The organism is Jannaschia helgolandensis (assembly GCF_900109285.1).
GTDB classification, from domain to species: domain Bacteria; phylum Pseudomonadota; class Alphaproteobacteria; order Rhodobacterales; family Rhodobacteraceae; genus Jannaschia; species Jannaschia helgolandensis.
The window spans coordinates 157,487-179,083 of sequence record NZ_FNZQ01000007.1; the positions used below are offsets into that span (position 1 = coordinate 157,487).

Here is a 21,597-nt window from a genome sequence, read left to right on the forward strand (position 1 = left end):
CGCTTTGACATGCAATCCACCGTTCGGTAGTGACATTCCAAAGAATGTCGTAACGGGGCGGTATAGACATGATCGAGCACGGCAAGGCGCAGAATGGCGTCGGTCGGGGGGCAACCTCCATCCTCACATCCTGGATTTACGGCTTGCGGCTGACGCTGTTGGCCCTGCTTGGCGCAGTTCTGATGGCCGGAGCGGCACAAGCGCAGACCTTCCAGTTCCAGACCTTCGAAGTACAGGGCAACACCCGCATCGAAACCGCGTCGGTCCTGTCCACGCTGGGCGTGACGCCGGGGCAGCCGATTTCCGCAGGCCAATTGAACGATGGCTTTCAGCGGCTTCAGGCGTCGGGTCTGTTCGAGACGGTCGAAATCGTGCCACAGGGGTCCAAGCTGCTGGTGATCGTGAACGAATATCCGACGGTCAACCGCATTTCGATCGAAGGCAACAATCGCATCAAGGACGAACAGATCGAGACGCTGATCGGAAGTCAGGTGCGTCGCGTCTATTCCCCGGCACAGGCCGAACTCGATGCCGCCGCAATAAGCGAAGCTTACGCGATCGAGGGACGGTTGTCCGCCACGGTGCAGCCCAAGATCATCCGTCGCAGCGATAATCGCGTCGATCTGGTTTTCGAAATCGCCGAAGGTCGTGTATCCGAAGTGGAGCGTCTGAGCTTTGTCGGGAACCGCGCCTATTCCGACCGCCGCCTGCGCCGCATCCTGGAAACCAAGCAGGCCGGTCTGTTCCGCACCTTCATCGGCTCGGACACCTTCATCGCCGACCGGGTCGCGCTGGACACGCAACTGCTGCGCGATTTCTACCTGTCGCGCGGATATGCAGATGTTCAGGTCCTGTCCGCCACGCCCGAACTTGCGCCCAGCCGCGACGCCTATTTCCTGACGTTCCGCATTCAGGAGGGGCAGCAATTCCGCTTCGGTCAGGTCAACGCCGTATCGACCCTTCCCGATATCAACGTGCCGGAATATCAGGCCGAAGTTCGGGTAAAGCCCGGCGATATTTTCAATCCGCAGTCAATCGAGCGGCAGATTCAGCGGCTGGAGCTTCTGGCTACGCGGCAGGGCCTGACCTTCGTGCGGGCCACGCCCCAGATCACGCGCAACGATGCCGCCCGGACGCTGGATGTCGATTTCGTTCTGGAACGCGGCGAGCGTCTGTTCGTCGAGCGGATCGACATCGAAGGCAATGCCACGACGCTGGACCGGGTCATCCGCCGCCAGTTCGATACCGTCGAAGGCGATCCGTTCAACCCACGCGAAATTCGCGCCTCGGCCGAACGCATTCGCGCCCTGGGGTATTTCAGTCAGGCCGACGTGGAGGCACGTGAAGGCACGACGCCAGAGTCCGTCATCGTCGACGTCAACGTCGAGGAGCAGCCCACTGGATCGCTGGGGTTCGGTGCGAATTACTCCGTCGAAAGCGGCGTCGGCGTATCGTTCAACTTCTCGGAGACGAACTTTCTGGGGCGCGGCCAGATCCTGAGTTTTTCGATCGACACCGGCTCGGAAAATTCAGCTTCGAACCTCACGTTCGTGGAGCCGTTTTTCCTGAACCGCGATCTGGCGCTGTCATTCTCGATCTTCTACAGCGAAAGCTCGCAGGATTCGCGGACCTTCGACTCGCGCAGCGCCGGCTTCCGCACCGGGCTGGAGTTTCCCGTCGGCGAATTCAGCCGCCTGAACACCTACTACAGCTTTGCTACCGACAAACTGACCGAACGGTCCGGGACCACGTTGTCGCCTGTTCTGTTGGCCGACGTCGGCGAGGCGATCACTTCTTCGGTCGGCTATAACTATACCTACAGCACGATCAATACCGGTCTGGACCCGACGCGCGGTGTTCGCCTGCGCTTCGGTCAGCAGTTCGCGGGCGTTGGCGGGGACGAGGAATTCATCAAAACGACGTTTCTGGCGTCGGCCCAGCGCACCGTTCGCAACGACGAAGTGACCCTGAACGGCACCTTCGAAGGCGGCGTTCTGACGTCGCTTGGCGATGGCATCTCGCGCAGCTCGAACCGGTTCTTTAACAATCAGTCGATCATTCGCGGCTTCGAGTCGGGCGGCATCGGTCCGCGCGACCTGAACTTCGACGATGCGACGCTGGGCGGCAATTATTTCGTCGCTGCAAGGTTCGAGGCGCAGTTTCCCCTTGGGTTCATTCCGGAGGAATATGGAATAACGGGTGCTACGTTCCTCGATATGGCGTCGGTCTGGGGGCTGGACGACATTCCTGCTGGCTCGAATGTGGATGACGACTTTTATCTCAATTCGGCTGTTGGGGTTGGTGTTCTCTGGGATACGGCGATCGGTCCGCTGCGCTTCAACTTTACCCGCGCGATCAACAAGCGGTCGTTTGACCGGGAGCAGACGTTCGACCTGACGATCCAGACGCGGTTCTGATGCGGCGTGCCGGGCTGTTGCTGGCGACCATTGTCGCTTGCGCTACGGGCTCGGGGTCGGCGCAGCAGGCGGTCGACCCACCACAGGCCGTGGGCGTGCCGCAATCGGCGGTTGTGGTTCTGGACCGTGATACATTGTTCAGCAACAGCTTGTTCGGACGGCGGGTTGCCCGCGATATCGAGACGGCCTCGACCGAACTGGCCGCCGAGAACCGCCGTATCGAGGCCGAGTTGGAGGCCGAGGAACGCGCTCTGACCATAAGACGCGACGAAATGGACGTCGTTGCTTTCCGCACCATTGCGGACGACTTCGACAGCCGCGTTACCGGGATCCGACAGGCGCAGGACGCAAAGGCCCGCGCCATTACACAACAGACCGAGCGCGCACAGCAGATATTCTTCGAGCGTGCCAACCCGGTTCTGGTGGATCTGGCCCGCGAAACCGGCGCCCTGGTGATCCTGGACCGGCGGATTGTCATCGCGTCCGCCGATCAGGTCGATATTACCGCGCTGGCGCAAACTCGGATCGACGCGATGCTGGGGGACGGCAGCGGGCTTCTGGATCGAACCATACCCGAACCCCGTCCCACCCCCGGCGCTGCCCCCGGCAAATAGCCCACGCTTGCCCCGACCGCCTGCCGCACGTTAACTGCCGATCGCAACACGAAGGGGCCGCGCATGACCACCGAAGCCGATATTCACCTGATCCAGCGGATCATTCCGCATCGCTATCCCTTTTTGCTGATCGACAAGGTGCGCGATATCGTCGCCAATACTTCGGCATGCGGTATCAAGAACGTGACTTTCAACGAACCGCACTTTCAGGGTCATTTTCCCGGCGCTCCGATCATGCCGGGCGTCACCATTATCGAGGCGATGGCGCAGACGGCGGCAGTCATGGTGGGTGTGTCCAACGATTTGGCGGATAAGGAATTCCTAGTCTATTTCATGGCGATTGATGGCTGCAAGTTCCGTCGCAAGGTCATCCCCGGCGACGTGCTCGAACTGAAAGTCGATGTCACCCGCGGCAAGCCCGGCGCCAAGGTCTGGCGTTTCCACGGCGAAGCGACGGTGAACGGCGAAATGGCGGCTGAGGCCGATTTCACCGCAATGATGGATCTGCCGAAGTGAGCATTGATCCGACGGCCAGGATCCACCCGTCAGCCGTGATCGAAGACGGCGCGGAGATCGGCGCGGGCGTCTCGGTCGGCGCATTTACCTTAATTGGTCCCGAAGTCGTTCTGGCCACGGGCGTCGACGTTCGCAGCCACGTCGTCGTCACGGGGCAGACCGAGATCGGTGACGGCACGGTTATCTTCCCCTTCGCGTCAATAGGTGAAGTGCCGCAGGATCTGAAGTTTGGCGGCGAAAAGACGCGACTGATCGTCGGCGCGCGCAATCGCATCCGTGAACATGTGACGATGAACACCGGCACTGCACAGGGCGGCGGCGAGACGGTGGTGGGCGACGACGGCCTGTTCATGGCCGGATGCCACATCGCGCACGACTGTCGTATCGGAAATCGTGTGATCGTGGTGAACCAGACTGCCGTGGCGGGCCATTGCCAAATCGAGGACGACGTCATCATCGGTGGGCTGTCGGGTATTCATCAATGGGTGCGCATCGGGCAGGGCGCAATCATCGGTGCGCTGTCGATGGTGACGAACGACGTGGTTCCCTATGGCCTCGTGACCGGCCCGCGGGCCGAGCTGGACGGACTCAATCTCGTAGGGTTGAAGCGCAGGGGCGTTGACCGCGCGGACATACAGGCATTGCGGGTCGCGCTGCTGACCCTGAAACAGGGAGAGGGCACATTTCTGGAACGCGCTCGCCGTCTTGGCGACGAAACCGATAGCGATTACGTCCGGCGCATGGTCGATTTCATCACCGGTGCTTCGGATCGCAGCTTTCTGGTTCCGAAGTGACGCTGGCACTGATTGCAGGGCAGGGGGCGCTGCCGCAGTTACTGGCCTGCGCAAGACCCGATGCCATTTGTTACCATCTCGACGGATTTGCACCGGACGATGTGTCGTCGCAACCGTTCCGCATCGAACGCCTGGGCAGTTTCATCGCCGCGTTGCAGGCGAATGGCGTGACCGAGGTTTGTTTTGCTGGCCGGATCGCACGCCCCCTGTTAGACCCATCGGCTATCGATGCGGCAACATTGCCGCTGGTTCCACGCATGATGCAGGCTTTGCAGGCAGGTGACGACTCGGCATTGCGGGTCGTACTGGAGATATTCGAGGAGGCGGGGCTACACGTTATTGCCGCGCAGGACGTGTTGCCGTCGCTTCTGGTTGTCCCTGTGCAGGGCACCCCTTCGGATCGTGACAGGAAGGATATAGCGCGCGCCATGCAGGTTCACGCTGCCCTTGACCCGCTGGACGTCGGGCAGGGCTGTGTCGTCGCGGGGGGGCAGGTGCTGTCCATTGAGGCGATGCCGGGAACCGACTGGATGCTGGCCAGCCTGAGGCATTTCGATGGACCTGTTGGCGGCGTTTTGTTCAAAGCGGCAAAGGCCCGCCAGGACCGCCGTGTCGATATGGCGACCATAGGCCCGGATACTGTGACCGGAGCTGCAGCTGCGGGTCTGTCAGGTATCGCGGTGGTGCAGGACGACATTCTGGTTCTGGACGCACAGGAAATGACGCATCGCCTGACCAGGACCGGACTGTTTCTGACGACGTGGACCCAGTGACGCGGCTGTTTCTGATCGCCGGGGAGCCGTCGGGCGACCGATTGGGTGCTGCGCTGATGCGTGGCCTGCGTGTGCTGGAGCCGGAGATCGGGATCGCGGGCATCGGCGGTCCGGAAATGATTGCCGAAGGCTTGCAAAGCCTGTTCCCGATGGAGGTTCTGTCGGTCATGGGTCTGTCCGAAGTGCTGCCCCGTCTGCCCGACCTGTTTCGCCGACGAGATCAGGCGGTTGACGCAATTACCGAGATGCAGCCGGACGCCCTCGTGACCATCGACAGCCCCGATTTCTGCCTGCGGGTCGCGTCCCGTGCCCGGGCCGCCACTCCGACGCTCAGGACGATCCACTATGTCGCTCCGTCTGTCTGGGCATGGCGCAAAGGGCGGGCGGCAAAAATGGCGCGTTCGATCGACCATGTTTTGGCCTTGTTGCCGTTCGAGCCGCCCCTCATGGAAGCCGCCGGGATGACCTGCGATTTCGTCGGCCACCCGGTCGTGTCCGAGCCGCAGGCAACCGATGCGGAAATCGCATTATTCAAGGCGGCCCAAGGTGACGGCATCGCCCTTGTCCTGCCAGGGTCACGGCGGGGCGAGGTTTCGCGGCTGGCGCCGGTCTTCGGTCGCGCCCTGGAGCAATTGCCGAAGGACGCCCGCGTGGTCGTACCAACCGTGCCGCACCTGGCCGACATGGTGCGCGACCTGACCCGGCTCTGGCCCGGCAATCCTCTGGTGGTGACCGACACGGCGGAGAAACGCGCCGCCTTCGGTGCGGCGACGGCGGCGCTGGCGGCCTCGGGCACGGTGAGCCTGGAATTGGCGGCCTCGGGCACACCGATGGTCATTGCCTACGATATGAGCTGGCTCAGTTGGCAGATCATCAGCCGGATGATGAAGATCGACACCGTCACGCTGGTCAATCTGGTGGCCGAACAAAAGGCCGTGCCGGAATTTCTTGGCCCCGCTTGTCTGCCCGGCCCTGTCGGCACGGCCTTCGCGCGGCTGATGTCGGTCCCGTCCGAGCGAATGCGGCAGGCCGAGGCACTGAAGCTGACGATGCGGCGGTTGGGCCGGGGTGGCGAGGCACCAGGCCTGCGCGCCGCAAAGTCGGTGCTGGCGCAGGTGAAAAACCACCATGCGAAGTGACTTGCAGAGGTCGGGGTTCGCGGCTATCCCCTGCCGCGCAGGGTCCCATAGCTTGGCAGGATATAGCGTTACCGCTTTGAAGATAAGTAAAGGGGCAGTTTTGAATGGAAATGAGGAAACTTGGTCAAGAATTGACTGCTTATACTGGCAGCGATGAGATGGTTGGAAAACTGATATATCTCGCGTAAGCATCGTATAAGCAGCTGAATCAAGATACGCACCCGTAGCTCAGCTGGATAGAGCGCTGCCCTCCGAAGGCTGATGTCAAGGGTGGTTGTTGAAAAAGAAACGACGAAAGAGGAAGAATAAACAACGACTTACTATGATCGGTGCGAAGTGCTTGGAAAGCTGATATTCCTCACGTAAGCACCACGTAAGCAGTTGCACCAAGGTAAGCACCCGTAGCTCAGCTGGATAGAGCGTCGCCCTCCGAAGGCGAAGGCCACTGGTTCGAATCCAGTCGGGTGCACCATTTCTCTCTTCAGAAACAGTACGTCACTCAAGCGTTGCGACAGCTTTTAGTTTGGTCGTCGTCGCGGTTGACGGTCGCGAGCCACGTTCATTCGAAAGCGGTTCGCTCGCGCGGCATGTGAGAGTCTGTTGCGTGGAAAGCCCCTGCCATATCGACACGCCGATTTACGACGATTGAGCAAGATAGTCGCGGAGCAGACTAACGCGGTTCGGGCGAAAATTCTCGTCGGTCGGTTAAAACTCTTCGATCCGCTCAATCCGAAACTTTGGAAAATCCTTTCGGAGGCAGCATCGAGCGAACAATCCGCACCCGGTGTCGAAATAAACAATGGCCAACGGATAGGCTGAGTGCGTTCCAATTCGCACACAGCGGCGAAAAGCGATCTGCCGTCCATTGTCCGTGAGAAATGCTCGTTGGTCGTTCCAATTCTACAGATAGATTGAAAATCTGCTCATCAGTTTATTACGAACTGCTCAAAAGTTTTCAGCAATTTTCCATGAGGGCTAAACTGTTTAAGTTTTCTCCCCAGTTGGGAGATACTCATGACGATGCACATTATAGTTATGAGGAAAGTCAGCAGCGCATCGCGCTATTCCTCACTGCTACGGACGGGGTCGGCTTTGCCGTGGCCCGCGACCTTCACACGCATATCTGGTTCGGCCAAGCCATGGTGCGTGTTGGCAGGCCGATCCGGAAGATTACGAAGTTCGCACCGAGTCTGCCAAACACCTATGCCTTTCTTTCCGACCTCGCCGAGATCTTCGTCCGACTGCTCGATGTCTCCGGCCTCGTGCGCCCCAATGAGGTGGTGCAGTTCCAAGAACCACGGGAAGCAACGAGCACGACTATGCTTAATACGATCCCGCGTGTTGTGGGGCGGGATGTGCGTGAGGCGGCGTTCCCTTGGTGGATCATGTTCCTCCTGTCGCCGCGAAAATGTCCGACCCTACCTCAAACGCAGAAATTGAAGGTGCGCTCTTCTGCCAAGTTATACCGTCGATGATCTATCGCAACGCGCAGAATATTGATGGTCCGCTGATGACGAGACAAATGCTTCAGTAGATTCCGGCTCGGATCGAACATTAGCTGCGAACATCATGAGACGACGGTTATCAAGAAACTTAGGTACTATACAGGTGAAAGGTGACAATCGAACTCAAACATCTCCGATACGTTGTCGCCGCTTCGACTTGCGGCAGCTTTCGGCGTGCGGCTATGTCGTTAGGTATCAGGCAGTCTGCCATAAGTCGCCGCATCCGTGATCTCGAAGATGAACTCGGAGCGTCACTCTTCAACCGTCATTCTGGCGGTGTTATCCTCACCCATGCGGGCAAGAAATTTGTGCGCCATGCTCGACAAGCGCTTAGCGAGGTCTCCTCTGCTGCCGCTGATGTTGGCCTTATAGGGCGTGGAGAAGAAGGTGTGGTTCGGGTTGGTATCTTCTCATCTTTGGCATCCGGCTTTTTGGCGCAGATGTTGCGTGCCTACAGTAATCGATACGGCGATGTGCGCATTGATATAGTCGAAGGCGCACCGTTGGATCACATCTCGGCCGTACGCATGCACAAGCTTGATGTGGCGTTCGTTACGGGGGTTCCCGCCCTGACCGATTGTGATGCAGCACAGTTGTGGACCGAGCGTGTGTTCGTGATGCTTCCGGAAGCGCATGCTTTAACGAAGCGGACTTTGATCAAGTGGGACGATTTGCGCGAGGAGACTTTCATCCTCAGCGAGGGCGATCCGGGACCGGAAATCCACGATTTCCTGATCAAGCATCTTGCCGATCTCGGCGTCCACCCTGCGATCGAGCGGCACCGTGTGGGTCGCGATAATCTTATGCAGATTGTATCTTTTGGACGCGGTGTGACGCTTACCAGCGAATCTACGGTCGCGATGCGGTTTCCCGGCGTGGTGTATCGGCTACTCGAAGGCGAGACGCTGCCCTTCTGTGCGGTTTGGTCGCCGAACAACGACAATCCCGCCTGGCGACGGATGCTCAGCCTCGCGCAACTGACAGCACGCCGAAACGGCATTTGTGACGACAAGGGGCCTAAGTCGGCTCTGACGCGGTCGGTGTCGATGCGATCTTCTTCTCACGAAGCGCCTTCCGCGCTTTCGCAAACACCCGATCGGTTGCGATGAAGCGCTTGAGCATCGGCGCGATCAGCTTGGAGGGCTCCTCTATCGGCCGCCCGGTTTCGCGGCCCAGCACTTCGGCGTAGTCGGCAAGGTCGCGGTGTACGGCTGCAGGCAGTTCGACGGTGAGCTTGACGGGCTTGTCGTCGACGAGCGGTCCGAGTTTAAGCTTGCTCATCACTGTCCCCTTTGCGGTTCGAGGATCAGATCGTGGGTGACGATCACGCGCACTGGAAATCCGGGCCGGATGGTTAGCGTTGGGGTGCGTCCAATCTGACGCCGTACAATTTCTTCCCCTGCATCGCCGATCGTATCCTGTGCGCCGTCGCGGATCGCTTCAGCGATTTCATTACTCTCATCTCTTCCGAGCTCGGCTCCAATGTTGAGCAGTGTCGACAGCCCGGCTGCTTTCGCGACGTCCCACCAATGATGGTCGACGCCGTCCTCCAATCCAGCAAAGCCTGCGCCGTCCGCTCCCGGTTGCCGTTCGAGGACAATCGAGTTGCCGCCTGGCAAAATGAGGCGATTCCAGACCAGCAATACCCTTCGCTGCCCGAATCCGACGCCGCTGTCATATTCGCCGATCAGGCGGGTGCCCTGGGGGATGAGCAAGTAGCGTCCGGACGGGCTATCATAGACGTTCTCGGTCACCTGAGCGGTGATCTGCCCCGGTAAATCTGAGCGGATTCCGGTCACAAGAGCCGCGGAAATTATCGCGCCTGCCTGGAGCATATAGGGTGTGATCGGCACACCGCTTACACAGAACGAGCACAACCTCGCGCCAGTCCGCACCATCGGTGGCGGCATCCAGCAGACGCATGTACAATTTTGCATGCGCGCGATCATAGTCTGTTAGCGCCACGCTCTCTGGCGGCTCATCGAGAAATCTCTTGTCCGTCACCCTGATACCCCGTCCTCCAAACTAACGCTTCCTTGGGCGTCTGTTAAGCGTATCTGCCTCGGAGGAAATCGGAAGGGCCTCGCGTGGCATCAGGTGATGGCATTGCGGCATCGTATTAGCCGAGGGTTCGGCGATGTAATCACAGCCCAACGCTATCCGCCCAAGAGAATACATATTATAGTTGATAAACTTATAGTATGTAAACTGCGATCCGTTTGTGCATGGATATGCGCAAATTGGTTGGCCGGAATTTCGCCCGCCTGCGTCGGGAAAAAGGCCTGACGCAGGAGCAGGTGGAAGAACGTTCGGGCTTCAGCCAGCAGTATCTCAGCAGCCTTGAGCGGGGTAAGCGCAATCCGACTGTAATCACACTGTACGAGTTGGCTCAGGCTCTCGGCGTGGGGCATGTCGAACTGGTGGGGCCGGACGGTGACGAAAGCTGACTTTGCCACGCAGTCTTCATCGGCGGCTTTGCGGACTTCGTTGCCTTCGAAAAAATGCCTTGCGTATGGCCCAGCTTAGTTTTCGGGCTTCCAGTCTGGCTGTGTCGCGAAAGAAACGACTTCTTCTCTAAGCCGATCCCAATGAGGTTTGTCACGCTCAAATATGACGACTTCAACATGCAGTCCGCTGGCGTTGTCCATCGTCCCAAGTGATAATGTCAGATGATCAGGTGTTCGCGTATTCTTCCCATAAATTGGGCTACCACAGTTCGCGCAGAATACCTTGGTAACCTCGGAACCCTTGTTTGACGAATAACTGAACTCACTCAGTTTTCCTCTCACGGCAACCGCATCTGAAACGAACATGGCACCTACGGTGTGACCTGTTCCACTCAGTCGGCGACACTCTTCGCAATGGCATTGGGCGACGACTATGGGCGGCCCATCGGCAGTGTATGTGACCTCGCCGCAAAGGCATTTTCCGCTATATTTCTGTGTCATTCGTCAGACAGTACAGCGCGATGGTAGATCCGCAACCAGAACGCAAGAGGCTGTTGAAGGGTTCGAACGAGCGTTGATGCTCTTGAGTTGATGACCTGTCAGGAAGGGCTCGAAACGACCGTTCAGATATTCGAATGGCCCCGCCCGGAATGTCCGGGCGGGGCTTTGCATCGAAGGTTCAGTCGCCGTTGCGACGGTTGGGACGGCTCCAGATGAGGCTGAAACCTTCGCTTTCTTCGTCATCGAAGAGGTTGGCGTAGATCGGAGCGGTGAAACTCGGATCGTCTAGCTTGAGGCCGAGATAGTCGCGACCCTCGTTGGAGGTCTTCGACCAGGCGGCACCGATTTCGGCGCGGCCGACCAGGACGCGATGGCTGGGGGCGTTCTCGCTGTTCTGGCTGGTTTCGGGGACGATGCGGACGTTCTTGGCCTGCACGTTGAGGGTGACGATTTCGCCGGTGTATTCGTTGCCGGACTTTTTGAACGTGCCGATGGTTGCCATGATATTTCTCCGTTTGCTCTGTGTTCGAGCCCGCACCATTGCGGCCTCGATGGCGATCGGCGGGCCGAAGGCGACCGACGGCTCATCCGCAGGGCCGAAACGTAGTGGAGGATGGTGACGGGAGACTTTCTTGTTTCGCGAGGAATGGCGGCGCAGCCGCAAGGGGAAGAAAGTGGACCGGCACCGTTGAGCCTTAGGCGGTCGAGGCGAAGCTGTCCTTCGACCAGATCAGCCCATTGAAGAGGCCGTTTGGAGCGGTCGACCCCAACAGAGATGCTTACGGAGAATATGGAAACCGAGTGACACAGAGGGATTCTGGCTACCAAGTGATCACAGGCGTTCGTCGCCCATGTCAGGCACGAACCGTTGTTTCGGAAGCCATTCCGGCAGACTATGAAAGAGAACGTCAACTGCATGTCGTGACAGTCTGCGCATTCGGCAGCCGACTCGACGACCTTGGAAACATGGTTCGCGTCTCGGTCGAATCTGGACTTCCATTCGGTCACCGCGATATCGCCTATCGAAAAGGCGCGGACGGGTGCCACCGCCAAACCACATCCCATTCCGGCTGAACTCGGTGATTAAGCGCTGCCTGCACGTTCCATGCCCGGCTCGAGCGGGGCCGTTCCCGCCATGCGAAACAGTGCGGTGATACCGACAGCGACCGCGCCGACGGCGGAAAACGCCATCTGCCAGCCTTCTGACGGCATGAGGTGTCTCGCAATTCCATGGGTGGCCGCATAACCCGCCACGGCTGCCGGCCCAGCGAACAGCAGTGCGACGATCAGGCGAATCCAGAGCGGTCGCGCGAATGCAAAGATGAGTTGGCCGATAATGGCGACCGCACCTGCGGCGAGTACGCCAACGACAACGCTCCCTATAACGCCAGCGCCGCTTCCATAGGCCCACATGCTGACGGTAACACCCACGAATAGCGGCAGCGCGTAGACGGCAAATGTGAAGAGAAGCCAGCACATCGTGCCGATGACCCCGACGAGAAGGAGGATATTGAGAAAGATCATGATGGATCACTCCGTGCAAAAGCGATGAACGGTTGCGCCAGCCACCACCACCTCGGCGCATCTTGCGAATAGCAGAAAACGCCAAGAATTACGAGCGCGTCAGTTGATGCTGCTACAGCAACCGTCGTGCAAAGTGGTTGCTTCACCGTGAATGTCGGGGCGGCGCTCACGCGCCGCCCTTTTTGCGAAAATCGTAGGCTTTGATGCCGAGCTTGCGTGCCTTGTCGGCAAAGTTGTCCTGAATACCGGTGCCGGGAAAGATGATGACCCCAATCGGCAGGACGTCGAGGATCGTATCGTTGCGCTTAAACGGAGCGGCCTTGGCGTGGTGTGTCCAATCCGGCTTGAAGGCGACCTGCGTCACCTTGCGATTTTCGGCCCATTTGGCGGCAATCAGTTCGGCCCCCTTGGGCGATCCCCCATGCAGCAGGACCATGTCAGAATGCTTAGCGTGAACCTTGTCGAGCGTCTCCCAGATTAGCTGGTGATCGTTGAAGTCAATGCCGCCGGTGAAGGCGATCTTTGTACCTTTGGGCAGATGCACTTCGGTATCGGCGTGCTTCTTCGCGGCGAGGAAATCCACGCTGTCGATCATTGCCGAGGTAAGATGGCGGTGGTTGACGCGCGATCCGGATCGCGGCGACCAGGGTGAGCCGGTAAGCTTCAAGTGATGCTCCGCGGCACTATCACGGTAGACCTCCATGCAGTCGCGGCGTTCGAGCAGAGATTGGCCGACCGAAATCAGATGTTCGAGCTGCACGGCCTTGACCTCGGAGCCATCCTGTTCGCGCTGGCCGCGTTTCTGCGCCTGTACGTTGTCGTCGAGCTTGCGCTCGATCCGGTCGGTGGCACGGTGGAACATATTGACGGTCGACCAAAGCAGTTCGTCCAGATCGTGATCGAGGCTGGTGTCCGCCATCGTCGCGACGAGGGCATCGAATATGTCGGCGACTGCGCCGGTGATCCGGTGGTCTTCTGGCACATCGCGCGGGTCCGGATCGTTCTCGGAATGGCGGTAGCCGTGCAGTTTGAGTTCGGTACAGATCGCGTCGGTAGGTGATGCGACGTGGTGCGGCTCGTCATCGCTGTTGTGGGGATCGGTGAACATGGGATGCTCCTTCGTCGGGTGGCGCCGGCATTGCGCTTGTATCTGGACATCGCAGTTCTCCGCGACGGGCACCGGAAGCTCTCTCCCGGCTCTCAACCCGTCACGAAAAACCCGTCCGCACTCTCCCTCTCATAGGGGGCGTTGCGAGGGAAACTTCCCCGCAGATGGGGTCGGACGAGACCGTGGCTCGACCGCAGGGGAAGGCCTTCCCCTCATGGATTTCGGAAGTTCCAGTTCCGATCATCAGGACGCTCCCTTCCAATTATCATGCTTATGCAGAGCCGATTGTTCGGTCGGTTAACACGGTCACTTTGTCTCTGGCTGATTTTGTCGCCCCACAGGCGACAAAATTCATTCTCACCGAAGTGGATAGGCACCGATCTTTGAAACTATGTCATTAAGTCGCGATGACGATGCAAGAGAAACCAAGCTGAAGTGAGTTCTCGACCAGTTGCTGCATCCTCGGCATAAATATCGAGTAAAGTCTCGCTGACCGCTGCCAGTTGCACTCGCTGTTTGACCACATCGACGAAGAACGCAACGGCGATCTGCTCCTCGTCCGCGCCTGCCTCGCGCATCGCTTGGAAATGGGGTCGTATGAAGTTTCGAAGATAGTTGCGCCCACGCCATTTTTCCGCTAACAGTCATATTTGACGGCTAATAATGAAAAGAGCGTCAGATATGGCAGTTAAGGTAAGTTCTTTGAACGCACGGCGGGCGCTTGAGGCTCTGGGCGCGAACATCAAGACGGCGCGCTTGAAGCGGCGCATCTCCGTTAAGGGGTTCGCCGAGCGGGTCGGCGTGTCCGAAAGCACCGTTACGCGCCTGGAGAAAGGCGACGACGGTGTCAGTATCGGCACGCTTGCGATGGCCTGCCTCGTCCTTGGCGAGATCGAGCGCATTTCCGACTTCCTTGATGCCGGGTCCGACGATACCGGACTGCTTCTCGATCGGGACGCGCTCCCCAAGCGGATCGACAAAAAGCGAAAACCTGCATCACCGCCATCCGGCAAAGGCCAATCAACCCCCTTGTCCGATGCGGATGATGAAGAAGGGGTCGGTTTCTGATGCCGGAAGCGATCGTCGCCCTTGGAGAAGGCAAGCGTGTCGTCGGCCGTCTGCGCTTTGAGAGTGACGGGCGGCGTCAGCATTCGCAGTTTGAGTACGCTGACGAATGGCTGGCCGCATCCGACCATTTCGCGGTGTCGCCCGGATTACACCTGCGCGAAGGCAGCCACTTCAGCACTGGCAAGGAGGACAAGCGTTCGGCACTGTCCGGATGCTTTGCCGACGCCGCGCCGGATTCCTGGGGGCGGGCTTTGATGACCAGGGCGCTTGGCGGCGGTCTTAGCGAGTTCGACTATCTCGTGCTGTCCGATGACCGCACACGGCAGGGCGCGTTAAGATTTCTCGGCGAAGACATGGAGCCGCTGTCCGACCTGACGCCGCCAATCCCGCGTCTGGTCGAACTTGAACGGTTGCGCGGTCTTGCCCAGCGGTTCGAGCGCGATCCCAGCGGCGCGGAGGAAGAGGCGCGCGATCTGGCCGGTATTGCTGGCTCGCTCGGCGGTGCCCGCCCGAAGGCCAATGTTGAGGGCGATGGCCACCTCTGGATTGCCAAGTTCACGTCCGCGCAGGACACCAAGCCGGTCGAACGCGCAGAGGTCGCCACGTTGAAACTCGCGGCCATGTGCGGATTGCGGGTTGCTGAGGCAAAGTTGGAGTTACGGGACAGCGACAGCCCGATCGCGCTCATCCGGCGGTTCGACCGCCGCGGCGAGACGCGCATCCCCTATATTTCAGCGAGAACCGCGCTGGACTGGCAGGGCGACGAAGGGGGCTACTACACCGACATCGCCGATGTGATCCGGCAGATTTCCAGCAAACCTGTCGATGATCTGTATGAACTCTGGCGGCGGATCGTCTTCACGATCCTCGTGTCGAACAAGGACGATCATCTGAAGAACCACGGATTCATCTATGCGGGTGGAGACAGATGGCGGCTGTCACCGGCCTTCGACATCAATCCGTCGCCGTCGCGCCACCGGGTCTTGGAGACCGGCATCGTTCAGGGCGGATCGTTCGATGCGTCGCTCGAGCTCGCGCTTGAGGCCTGCGAGTTTTTTGACCTGAATCCGAAGAGCGCCAGGCAAGCAGCAGGCGAGATGGCCAGAATAATCGCTGGCAACTGGAAGCAAGCGCTTCGAGAAGAGGGGACGTCAGGCGATGATGTCCGTCTGTATGCGGATGCATTTGAGCACGACGAAACAGAAAAGGGGGCGGGAATTTGACGATTGAAATAACAGATGAGGGTACGTTGTTAGACTTCGCGGAGGAGCTCCCCGAAGTTGAAGTGCAGTTTGGCGAGAGATTAGCGGTATTTGGCTCAGATTTTGGTGCGAGCGTACAGGCGATCGCAGAGCCTGCGACCACTCGGCGGCTAATATTGCGGCCGTTTAGACAGCGCCAGCTCTCAGGTGTGGTTGGTGAGGACGAGCTTGGGGAGAAGTTCCTTATCCTGCCGCAAAAAACGACGTCATCAGTTCCATATGAAAGAGTTTACGTGTGCCCCGCTGCAATTGATGTCGAGACCTTCGCCAAAAGGAATCCAGGCACCGCTCCGGAGCTTTTGGCACCCCTGCCATTAAACCCGAAAAAAGCCGGCGATGATATTTCGGCTCTCCGCGGTGACATTGTGACGAGCTGGAGGGATGGTGTTGCTTTCATGCAGGAAGAAACCGACAACGGCCATGTTGTAAAGCAAGGCTTCCGGTCCCCTCAAATCGGCGCACTCCATGCACTGCAAGCGCACTGGACGGTTTCGCAGAAGATCGCGACCGTCGTCATGCCGACGGGAACGGGCAAGACTGAGACAATGATCGCGGCAACTGTCCAAGAGCAGGCAGAATGCGTCCTCGTCATCGTCCCTAGCGACGCGCTTCGGACGCAAATTGCGGGAGCTTTTTCGAAACTAGGGATCTTGCCGAAAGCCGGACTCATTGATGGTGCTGCCCGCCGACCCATTGTGTCCTTGCTTCGCAAACGGCCGACCAGTGTTGAAGATGCTCGTGCGCTCTTCAGCATTTCGAATGTTGTCGTCACCACGATGTCTGTTGCGGCGGGAGCAGCTCCAGAAATCCAGGCTGCAATGGCCGACTGCACGACTCATTTATTTATCGACGAGGCGCATCACGTAGGCGCACGAACTTGGCGCGAGCTTCGACAGGCTTTCAGAGGCGTAAAGACGATCCAGTTTACTGCGACGCCTTTTCGAAATGATGGCATGCGGGTCGATGGCAAGTTCATCTTCGTCTATCCGCTCGGCCTGGCCCAGTCGGAAGGCTACTTCCAACGGATCGATTATCAGCCTGTCGACGGTTTGGATCGAGATGATATCGATGATCAAATCATCGAAAAGGTTGGTGAAGCCCTCGCCATAGATGAGGCGCAAGGTTTTCGGCATCTCGCAATGGCGCGGGGGAACAAGCGAGCGCGGGCTGAACAGCTTCATGCACAGTATTCAAGGCGCTGGCCTGAATACAATCCCGTGCTTCTGCATAGCGGACTTGCCGCATCAGAACAAAAGCAAGCCTTGGCCGGTTTGCGGTCGGGAGAGCATCGCATTGTGGTGTGTGTCGACATGTTGGGCGAAGGGTTTGATCTGCCTGAGCTCAAGGTCGCCGGTCTGCACGATCCCAAGAAGTCCGAGGCTGTGACCCTGCAGTTTGTGGGCCGGTTCACGCGCACGCGAGACGATCTTGGGGAAGCAACGGTCATTGCAGCGACTACGAAAGAGGAGGGAAGCCCTCTTGCTAGTCTGTTCGCCGAGGATGCCGATTGGAACAAGCTCATCAATCACATCGGATCGCGAGCAACGCAGCGCGCGGTCCGAAGGGAAGAAGTCTTTGAGGGTTTTGGGGGGATCGACGCTGAAATTCCAATGGAGACGCTACGGCCTAGTCTGGGCACGATTACCTACAAGACTTCTCACACGCCGTGGGATCCGATCGGTGGTATCGAACGCTTCGACAACAAGCAGCTCATCGTTGATGGCCCTCATATCAATCATCATGATGCCTTGGCGATCTTCATCACCGAACGCCAGGATCAACCGAAATGGAGTCGGTTCAAGGGTATCTCTGATGTCACTTATGATTTGTTTTTGGTCCATTGGGACCAGGAAGCGGGTCTTTTGTACATCTCTGCTTCACACGATGATCGTCTGGACGATCTGGCCAAGTATCTTTGTGGTGATGATGCTGAGCGCATTCGCGGCGAAGCGATTTTTCGAGCGCTAGATCCCTTCCGACGTCCGGTACTGAACACCCTCGGTCTGAGCGAAACGCGCAGACGGAAAATTCGCTACTCGCAGTATCAGGGTAGCGATATTGCTGATGAGTTGCGCAGCCGCAGCGGAAACAGAACCCGTAGTAAGACGAACCTGATGGTGGTCGGCTACACTGACGATGGGAAAGTGTCGCTTGGATGCTCGCGAAAAGGAAAAATCTGGGCTCAAGAGCGCACCAATGATTTTGGGCGCTGGATGGACTGGTGTCACGATCTGGGTCGCTCCCTTGCTGATGAGTCGATTTCTACAGATGGTATTATGGAAAGGCTAATTCAGCCGGAGTTGGTCACGGAAGTTCCCCCAAAGCCGCCAGTCGCCATAGATTGGTATGAGGGCATGTCAGTCCTCGATGAAGATAGCTGGGTTTTCAATATCAATGGCCTCCAAGCAAAATTCTATGATAGCGAACTCGAGCTTGTGTCGCACGATGCCCGCGGCAGAATCGAGTTCGCAGTTGTTGCTGACTCTGAGCGCGCCGAGTTCACGATGACCATCAATGAAGCCGGCGTCAGTTTCGCTTTGAGGGACGGTCAATCAGCTTCTGCCGAGAAAACTGCTTCGGCTATCGCTATGTCGGCATGGTTTCACGAATATCCGCCTACGATCTATTTTGCGGATGGTGACTCGCTCGTTGCGGATGAACTTTTCGCACTTCCGGAGTCGGACGCACCCTATTTCCCGGATGAGCATTTCGAAGTGTGGGACTGGACTGGTGTCGATATCCGTGTTGAATCACTCGGGCTTGAGCTTCGAGCCGATAGTATTCAGGCCCGGACAGTTGAGCAGGTTCGCGCGACCACAGGAAGCCACATCATTTTCAATGACGACGGAACTGGTGAGGTTGCCGACGTTGTAGCCTTCGAGTTGGACGGGAATCACGTCACCGTCCGATTGTATCATTGCAAGTTTTCTTCTTCGGATACGCCTGGTGCGAGGGTAGGTGACCTCTACGAAGTTTGCGGTCAGGCACAAAGGTCAATCCGCCGTTGTGAACGGCCGCAACGTTTGATCGATCGCCTGCTTAAACGTGAGAGTGACCGGTTGCGAAACGGAAAGCCAAGTCGTTTTGAAGCCGGCAGTGTTGAAGACATGAAGCAGCTGCGCTCTCAACGGCACCAGTTAGAGTATCAATTTGAAATCTATGTTGTGCTACCGGGCGTGCCTTCAGGCCGATGCGCTGGCGCCGCAGACGGACGCAGCGTTCACGTCACTGGCCTGGAATGTCGGCACCGGCGGCGTGTGCCGCTCGACGGCCCTGCGCCGCCTGAACGCAGGCGACGTGGCTGGCGGGTGCGAGGCGCTGACCTGGTGGAATCGGGCCGGATCTCGCGTTGTCCGCGGCCTCGTGAACCGCCGGGCCGATGAATACCAACTCTGCATGGAGGGCGTGTGATGTCGGCTTGGGCAATCGCAGGGCAGTCGCTGTCCTTGGTGGTGGGTGGCGCCGGGCTTGGCATCGGCATCGCGTTCGGCGGCATCCTCTGGATCGAGCGGGACCGTGCGGGCGATCTGCAAGATGCGCTCCTGACCGAGACGATCGAGCATTACCAAACCGTCGCCGAGCTGGCGACCTGCCAGGCCGTGACTGGCCTGCTTCGAGAGGGAAGGGAGATCGATGATGCTATCCCGAATGATCTGGGCGGGTTTGTTCTGCCTGACGCTTGGCGCGTGCGCCCGAGTGATCGACCGACCGATTGAGGCGCAGCCGGAAATCTCGGAAGCGCAATTTCAACAGTTCTATTGCGACAACACCGAAGACAGCCGGTTCGTGGAGGAAGAGATCGAGGTGCGGACGGCGCGCGGTTGGACGCGGAACCTCGCGATCTCCTACCGCGTGAATGAGCGGCGCGATCGCTGGTGCCCTGATGTCGGGTGAGGCGCCTGCACTGCGCGCCGACGAGGGCCGGTTCGAGGTTGCGTTGACGCTTGGCGGGTCCGAGGTGATCGGCTTCCGCCTGTTGTCGTCCTCCACAAAGCAGAGTTGGGTCGCCCTGATGTGCTTCGTGATGCTGTCTGTCGCCGCCACCGCCGCTGCGCTCTGGCCTTACGTGCAGGCAAGTGGGCTCTAGATCGCCGCATCTCAATGCTCGTCGTGTTTGCAGACGGCAAGGATAGGGGCTAGGTGGGGCTTCAGATTGCGGGCGGTTCTTTCCGCGAAGGCTTGGCTGACACGGAGAGCGACCTTGAAAACTGACGGCATCGACCTTCTTCTGCTCTGCGGAGCGCGACCCGAATTGTTGGCGCAGACGCTTGCGAGCTTTGCTGAGCACGTGTTCCCCAACTTCGACATAGTGAACGTGTTCGCCAACATCGATCCATTCCAAGGTGGAGCGGATGAGGTTAAAGAGGTTGAGGCCGTAATTCTCGGATACTTTCCTGCCGCCAAAATCAGGAAGCCCGAAAAGCCGTCGTTTCCCGCAGCCGTCGCTTGGTTGTGGAGCCAGGTGCAGCAACCACACTGCCTTCACCTTGAGGACGATTGGGTTGCTCAGCATCCAATATCAAGAGAAGCGGTGCTTCCGCTGTTCTCAGATACGGTTCGCCAGGTTTCCATCCTCACCAAAGAAAAAGAGTGGCGCTCGACATCCCGCTACCATTGTGAATGGCGTCGTCGCCGTTTTCTTGGCGTGAAGTTTGGACGTGTCATGCTGCAAGATGAGCCTGTCTTCACGACCAGCCCATGCTTCCTGGAGCGAGAATTTGCAAACACCTGCGGCGCAAAAATGGATCTTCGGCTCGACCCGGAGAAGCAGCTGTTCGATGGCAGGAATAAGGAGCTTCGCGCTTACAACAGGAAATATCGAAACATCCTGGTTGGCGGCGATAATCCTTTTTGGATTAGAGACATTGGGCGTGAATTCCGGGACTCGGTGGGATTGTCTAAAGCTGTCGTAAATGGCGAGAGCGTTTGGACATACACGACAGAAGCAAGCTAATAGCCATATCGCTTTGCCATCGTGGTCAACTCCGGCGTTAGGAAGCGGTCTAATGCAGGCCTAGCCCTGTACATGAGCTTGAGATTTGCGGGCGGTCTTGGGTTAAGACCCTCTTTTATGCCGAGGAACTTCGCCACCTCATCCAGGCGCCCGTCGACATCTTCAAGTCGTATGCGCAGGTAGGGCAGGCCAAGGCGAGAGGTCTCCCTCTCGATCATCTGATTCCACCGAAACCAGTAATTGTTTAGACGCGTGATCTCGTCGTGAGCATCCCAGATGTCAACGTGCTGGCCGAGAAACCGGCGGTGTTGCGAGACAAATCGCCATCGATCCCTCACTCTACGACTGGACCAAAGCCATGCTTTCGGATGAAGCGCAGTCTTGCCTCGTGTCACGTGCCGAAATGGAAACTTAGAGACCAGTCCAATACGGTGAAAAGATGCGATCACCTTTTCCGGACTGCGAACAAGATGGAGGACCGGCGTTTCTGGACCAATTCGGTCTAGAAACGGCGCTGCATACCATGAGCTTTCGTATTCGTTGTAGCTTTCATGCGGCCCAAGAACATCGAACGCTTCCTCGTGCCCGCAGATCGCTCCTGAACCATGGAGAACCTCAGCCATGTAGCTGGTCCCTGATCTTCCGCAGCCGGTAGTGCCCCGGGTGGTGGTGTAATTCCGACGGTAGCGTGGGCTGAGCGGAGCCACGCGTAGCTCAGGCGAAGCCCACGCGGGTTGCCGGGCGGCCATGGACGTTCTCCGGTAGGGTTTGGGTTGGAAACCTGACCTACCGATCAAGGAGATCACCCATGACCAAGAGCACGATATCAGAAACAGCCGCGTTGAAAGCGCTTCTTTCGGAGACTGCCGATCATCAGATCCTGGCCGAGATGCTGGGGTTTGTGGCCGACCGGCTGATGGCATTGGATGTGGACCAACTGTGCGGTGCCCAGGCACATGAACGCGCGGCCGAACG

The 21,597-nt window shown here is 58.4% G+C and carries 21 protein-coding genes, 1 tRNA gene and 3 pseudogenes; 18 read left to right on the top strand and 7 right to left on the bottom strand.

Features of this window, described 5'->3' with window-relative positions; genetic code table 11:
• Positions 1-68 precede the first annotated feature (68 nt).
• The 9 genes from bamA (at position 69) to BMY38_RS15960 (ending at position 8,867) form a co-directional block, all read left to right on the top strand.
• Positions 69-2,417 (top strand): outer membrane protein assembly factor BamA, encoded by a 2,349-nt coding sequence (gene bamA / locus BMY38_RS15920; RefSeq protein WP_245737648.1) that lies wholly within the window; start codon positions 69-71, stop codon positions 2,415-2,417.
• Complete coding sequence (locus BMY38_RS15925; RefSeq protein WP_092764694.1) at positions 2,417-3,031, top strand: OmpH/Skp family outer membrane protein; 615 nt, start codon at positions 2,417-2,419, stop codon at positions 3,029-3,031. Before bamA ends, BMY38_RS15925 begins: the two co-directional genes overlap by 1 nt.
• 63 nt (positions 3,032-3,094) lie before the next feature.
• Positions 3,095-3,547 carry a 3-hydroxyacyl-ACP dehydratase FabZ gene (gene fabZ / locus BMY38_RS15930; protein WP_092764696.1) on the top strand — a complete coding sequence of 151 codons (453 nt, stop codon included), beginning with the start codon at positions 3,095-3,097 and terminating at the stop codon, positions 3,545-3,547.
• Positions 3,544-4,341 carry an acyl-ACP--UDP-N-acetylglucosamine O-acyltransferase gene (gene lpxA, locus BMY38_RS15935; protein WP_092764698.1) on the top strand — a complete coding sequence of 266 codons (798 nt, stop codon included), beginning with the start codon at positions 3,544-3,546 and terminating at the stop codon, positions 4,339-4,341. Before fabZ ends, lpxA begins: the two co-directional genes overlap by 4 nt.
• Complete coding sequence (locus tag BMY38_RS15940; RefSeq protein WP_092764700.1) at positions 4,338-5,114, top strand: LpxI family protein; 777 nt, start codon at positions 4,338-4,340, stop codon at positions 5,112-5,114. The genes lpxA and BMY38_RS15940 overlap by 4 nt, the downstream gene beginning before the upstream one ends.
• Positions 5,111-6,253 (top strand): lipid-A-disaccharide synthase, encoded by a 1,143-nt coding sequence (gene lpxB / locus BMY38_RS15945; RefSeq protein ID WP_092764702.1) that lies wholly within the window; start codon positions 5,111-5,113, stop codon positions 6,251-6,253. Before BMY38_RS15940 ends, lpxB begins: the two co-directional genes overlap by 4 nt.
• A 395-nt stretch (positions 6,254-6,648) precedes the next feature.
• Positions 6,649-6,725: transfer RNA gene (locus tag BMY38_RS15950), tRNA-Arg, on the top strand.
• A 496-nt stretch (positions 6,726-7,221) separates the two neighbouring features.
• On the top strand, positions 7,222-7,728 hold the full coding sequence (locus tag BMY38_RS15955) for a Rossmann-fold NAD(P)-binding domain-containing protein (protein WP_092764704.1): 507 nt from the start codon (positions 7,222-7,224) through the stop codon (positions 7,726-7,728).
• Between the two features lie 140 nt (positions 7,729-7,868).
• Complete coding sequence (locus BMY38_RS15960; RefSeq protein ID WP_245737649.1) at positions 7,869-8,867, top strand: LysR family transcriptional regulator; 999 nt, start codon at positions 7,869-7,871, stop codon at positions 8,865-8,867.
• On the opposite strand, the gene BMY38_RS15965 is transcribed toward BMY38_RS15960, so the two are convergent.
• Complete coding sequence (locus tag BMY38_RS15965; protein WP_092764707.1) at positions 8,776-9,039, bottom strand: DUF2274 domain-containing protein; 264 nt, start codon at positions 9,037-9,039, stop codon at positions 8,776-8,778. The genes BMY38_RS15960 and BMY38_RS15965 overlap by 92 nt on opposite strands.
• Positions 9,039-9,608, bottom strand: a pseudogene (locus tag BMY38_RS15970) (TraB/TrbI/VirB10 family type IV secretion system protein); the annotation flags it as partial. The gene BMY38_RS15965 and the pseudogene BMY38_RS15970, both read right to left, overlap by 1 nt.
• 375 nt (positions 9,609-9,983) lie before the next feature.
• Between BMY38_RS15970 and BMY38_RS15980 the strand changes: the two are divergent.
• Positions 9,984-10,205, top strand: coding sequence for a helix-turn-helix domain-containing protein (locus BMY38_RS15980; protein WP_092764712.1), 222 nt, complete (start codon positions 9,984-9,986; stop codon positions 10,203-10,205).
• A gap of 75 nt (positions 10,206-10,280) precedes the next feature.
• On the opposite strand, the gene BMY38_RS18750 is transcribed toward BMY38_RS15980, so the two are convergent.
• The 4 genes from BMY38_RS18750 to BMY38_RS16000 all read right to left on the bottom strand — a co-directional run bounded on the left by BMY38_RS18750 (position 10,281) and on the right by BMY38_RS16000 (position 13,338).
• Complete coding sequence (locus BMY38_RS18750; RefSeq protein ID WP_092764714.1) at positions 10,281-10,706, bottom strand: GFA family protein; 426 nt, start codon at positions 10,704-10,706, stop codon at positions 10,281-10,283.
• Between the two features lie 178 nt (positions 10,707-10,884).
• On the bottom strand, positions 10,885-11,208 hold the full coding sequence (locus tag BMY38_RS15990) for a DUF736 domain-containing protein (protein ID WP_092764716.1): 324 nt from the start codon (positions 11,206-11,208) through the stop codon (positions 10,885-10,887).
• A gap of 581 nt (positions 11,209-11,789) precedes the next feature.
• Complete coding sequence (locus tag BMY38_RS15995) at positions 11,790-12,230, bottom strand: hypothetical protein (protein WP_092764718.1); 441 nt, start codon at positions 12,228-12,230, stop codon at positions 11,790-11,792.
• 166 nt (positions 12,231-12,396) lie between these two features.
• The gene (locus BMY38_RS16000; protein WP_092764719.1) at positions 12,397-13,338 is read right to left on the bottom strand and encodes a DUF2493 domain-containing protein; all 942 of its coding nucleotides are present in this window, start codon (positions 13,336-13,338) and stop codon (positions 12,397-12,399) included.
• 681 nt (positions 13,339-14,019) lie between these two features.
• Between BMY38_RS16000 and BMY38_RS16010 the strand changes: the two genes are divergently transcribed.
• From BMY38_RS16010 to BMY38_RS16050, 7 genes and pseudogenes are all read left to right on the top strand, one after another.
• Positions 14,020-14,406 carry a helix-turn-helix domain-containing protein gene (locus tag BMY38_RS16010; RefSeq protein WP_092764723.1) on the top strand — a complete coding sequence of 129 codons (387 nt, stop codon included), beginning with the start codon at positions 14,020-14,022 and terminating at the stop codon, positions 14,404-14,406.
• The gene (locus tag BMY38_RS16015; RefSeq protein WP_092764725.1) at positions 14,406-15,629 is read left to right on the top strand and encodes a type II toxin-antitoxin system HipA family toxin; all 1,224 of its coding nucleotides are present in this window, start codon (positions 14,406-14,408) and stop codon (positions 15,627-15,629) included. The genes BMY38_RS16010 and BMY38_RS16015 overlap by 1 nt, the downstream gene beginning before the upstream one ends.
• A 434-nt stretch (positions 15,630-16,063) precedes the next feature.
• Positions 16,064-17,074: pseudogene (locus BMY38_RS18485) on the top strand (DEAD/DEAH box helicase); the annotation flags it as partial.
• Positions 17,075-18,827: 1,753 nt separating this feature from the next.
• Positions 18,828-19,079, top strand: a complete 252-nt coding sequence (locus BMY38_RS18490) for a glycoside hydrolase family protein (protein ID WP_092764727.1) — start codon at positions 18,828-18,830, stop codon at positions 19,077-19,079.
• Positions 19,079-19,384 (top strand): hypothetical protein, encoded by a 306-nt coding sequence (locus BMY38_RS16035; protein ID WP_092764729.1) that lies wholly within the window; start codon positions 19,079-19,081, stop codon positions 19,382-19,384. Before BMY38_RS18490 ends, BMY38_RS16035 begins: the two co-directional genes overlap by 1 nt.
• Positions 19,385-19,524: 140 nt before the next feature.
• The gene (locus BMY38_RS16045) at positions 19,525-19,755 is read left to right on the top strand and encodes a hypothetical protein (RefSeq protein WP_175495919.1); all 231 of its coding nucleotides are present in this window, start codon (positions 19,525-19,527) and stop codon (positions 19,753-19,755) included.
• Positions 19,756-19,869: 114 nt separating this feature from the next.
• A complete protein-coding gene (locus tag BMY38_RS16050; protein WP_092764736.1) occupies positions 19,870-20,622 on the top strand; it encodes a hypothetical protein in 753 nt (250 codons plus the stop codon).
• Here BMY38_RS16050 and BMY38_RS17970 read toward each other — a convergent pair.
• Positions 20,619-21,245, bottom strand: coding sequence for a hypothetical protein (locus BMY38_RS17970; RefSeq protein WP_139204730.1), 627 nt, complete (start codon positions 21,243-21,245; stop codon positions 20,619-20,621). The genes BMY38_RS16050 and BMY38_RS17970 overlap by 4 nt on opposite strands.
• 185 nt (positions 21,246-21,430) lie before the next feature.
• On the opposite strand from BMY38_RS17970, the pseudogene BMY38_RS18755 reads away from it, so the two are divergent.
• A pseudogene (locus BMY38_RS18755) lies at positions 21,431-21,597 on the top strand (IS256 family transposase); the annotation flags it as partial.

Bases quoted from the DNA above. Each gene is read 5' to 3' on its own strand.
- bamA (WP_245737648.1), top strand. From the start codon at position 69: ATGATCGAGCACGGCAAGGCGCAGAATGGCGTCGGTCGGGGGGCAACC.
- BMY38_RS15925 (WP_092764694.1), top strand. From the start codon at position 2,417: ATGCGGCGTGCCGGGCTGTTGCTGGCGACCATTGTCGCTTGCGCTACG.
- fabZ (WP_092764696.1), top strand. From the start codon at position 3,095: ATGACCACCGAAGCCGATATTCACCTGATCCAGCGGATCATTCCGCAT.
- BMY38_RS15955 (WP_092764704.1), top strand. From the start codon at position 7,222: ATGAGGGCTAAACTGTTTAAGTTTTCTCCCCAGTTGGGAGATACTCAT.
- BMY38_RS15965 (WP_092764707.1), bottom strand. From the start codon at position 9,039: ATGAGCAAGCTTAAACTCGGACCGCTCGTCGACGACAAGCCCGTCAAG.
- BMY38_RS15980 (WP_092764712.1), top strand. From the start codon at position 9,984: ATGGATATGCGCAAATTGGTTGGCCGGAATTTCGCCCGCCTGCGTCGG.
- BMY38_RS18750 (WP_092764714.1), bottom strand. From the start codon at position 10,706: ATGACACAGAAATATAGCGGAAAATGCCTTTGCGGCGAGGTCACATAC.
- BMY38_RS15990 (WP_092764716.1), bottom strand. From the start codon at position 11,208: ATGGCAACCATCGGCACGTTCAAAAAGTCCGGCAACGAATACACCGGC.
- BMY38_RS15995 (WP_092764718.1), bottom strand. From the start codon at position 12,230: ATGATCTTTCTCAATATCCTCCTTCTCGTCGGGGTCATCGGCACGATG.
- BMY38_RS16000 (WP_092764719.1), bottom strand. From the start codon at position 13,338: ATGTTCACCGATCCCCACAACAGCGATGACGAGCCGCACCACGTCGCA.
- BMY38_RS16010 (WP_092764723.1), top strand. From the start codon at position 14,020: ATGGCAGTTAAGGTAAGTTCTTTGAACGCACGGCGGGCGCTTGAGGCT.
- BMY38_RS16015 (WP_092764725.1), top strand. From the start codon at position 14,406: ATGCCGGAAGCGATCGTCGCCCTTGGAGAAGGCAAGCGTGTCGTCGGC.
- BMY38_RS18490 (WP_092764727.1), top strand. From the start codon at position 18,828: ATGTTGTGCTACCGGGCGTGCCTTCAGGCCGATGCGCTGGCGCCGCAG.
- BMY38_RS16035 (WP_092764729.1), top strand. From the start codon at position 19,079: ATGTCGGCTTGGGCAATCGCAGGGCAGTCGCTGTCCTTGGTGGTGGGT.
- BMY38_RS16045 (WP_175495919.1), top strand. From the start codon at position 19,525: ATGAGCGGCGCGATCGCTGGTGCCCTGATGTCGGGTGAGGCGCCTGCA.
- BMY38_RS17970 (WP_139204730.1), bottom strand. From the start codon at position 21,245: ATGGCTGAGGTTCTCCATGGTTCAGGAGCGATCTGCGGGCACGAGGAA.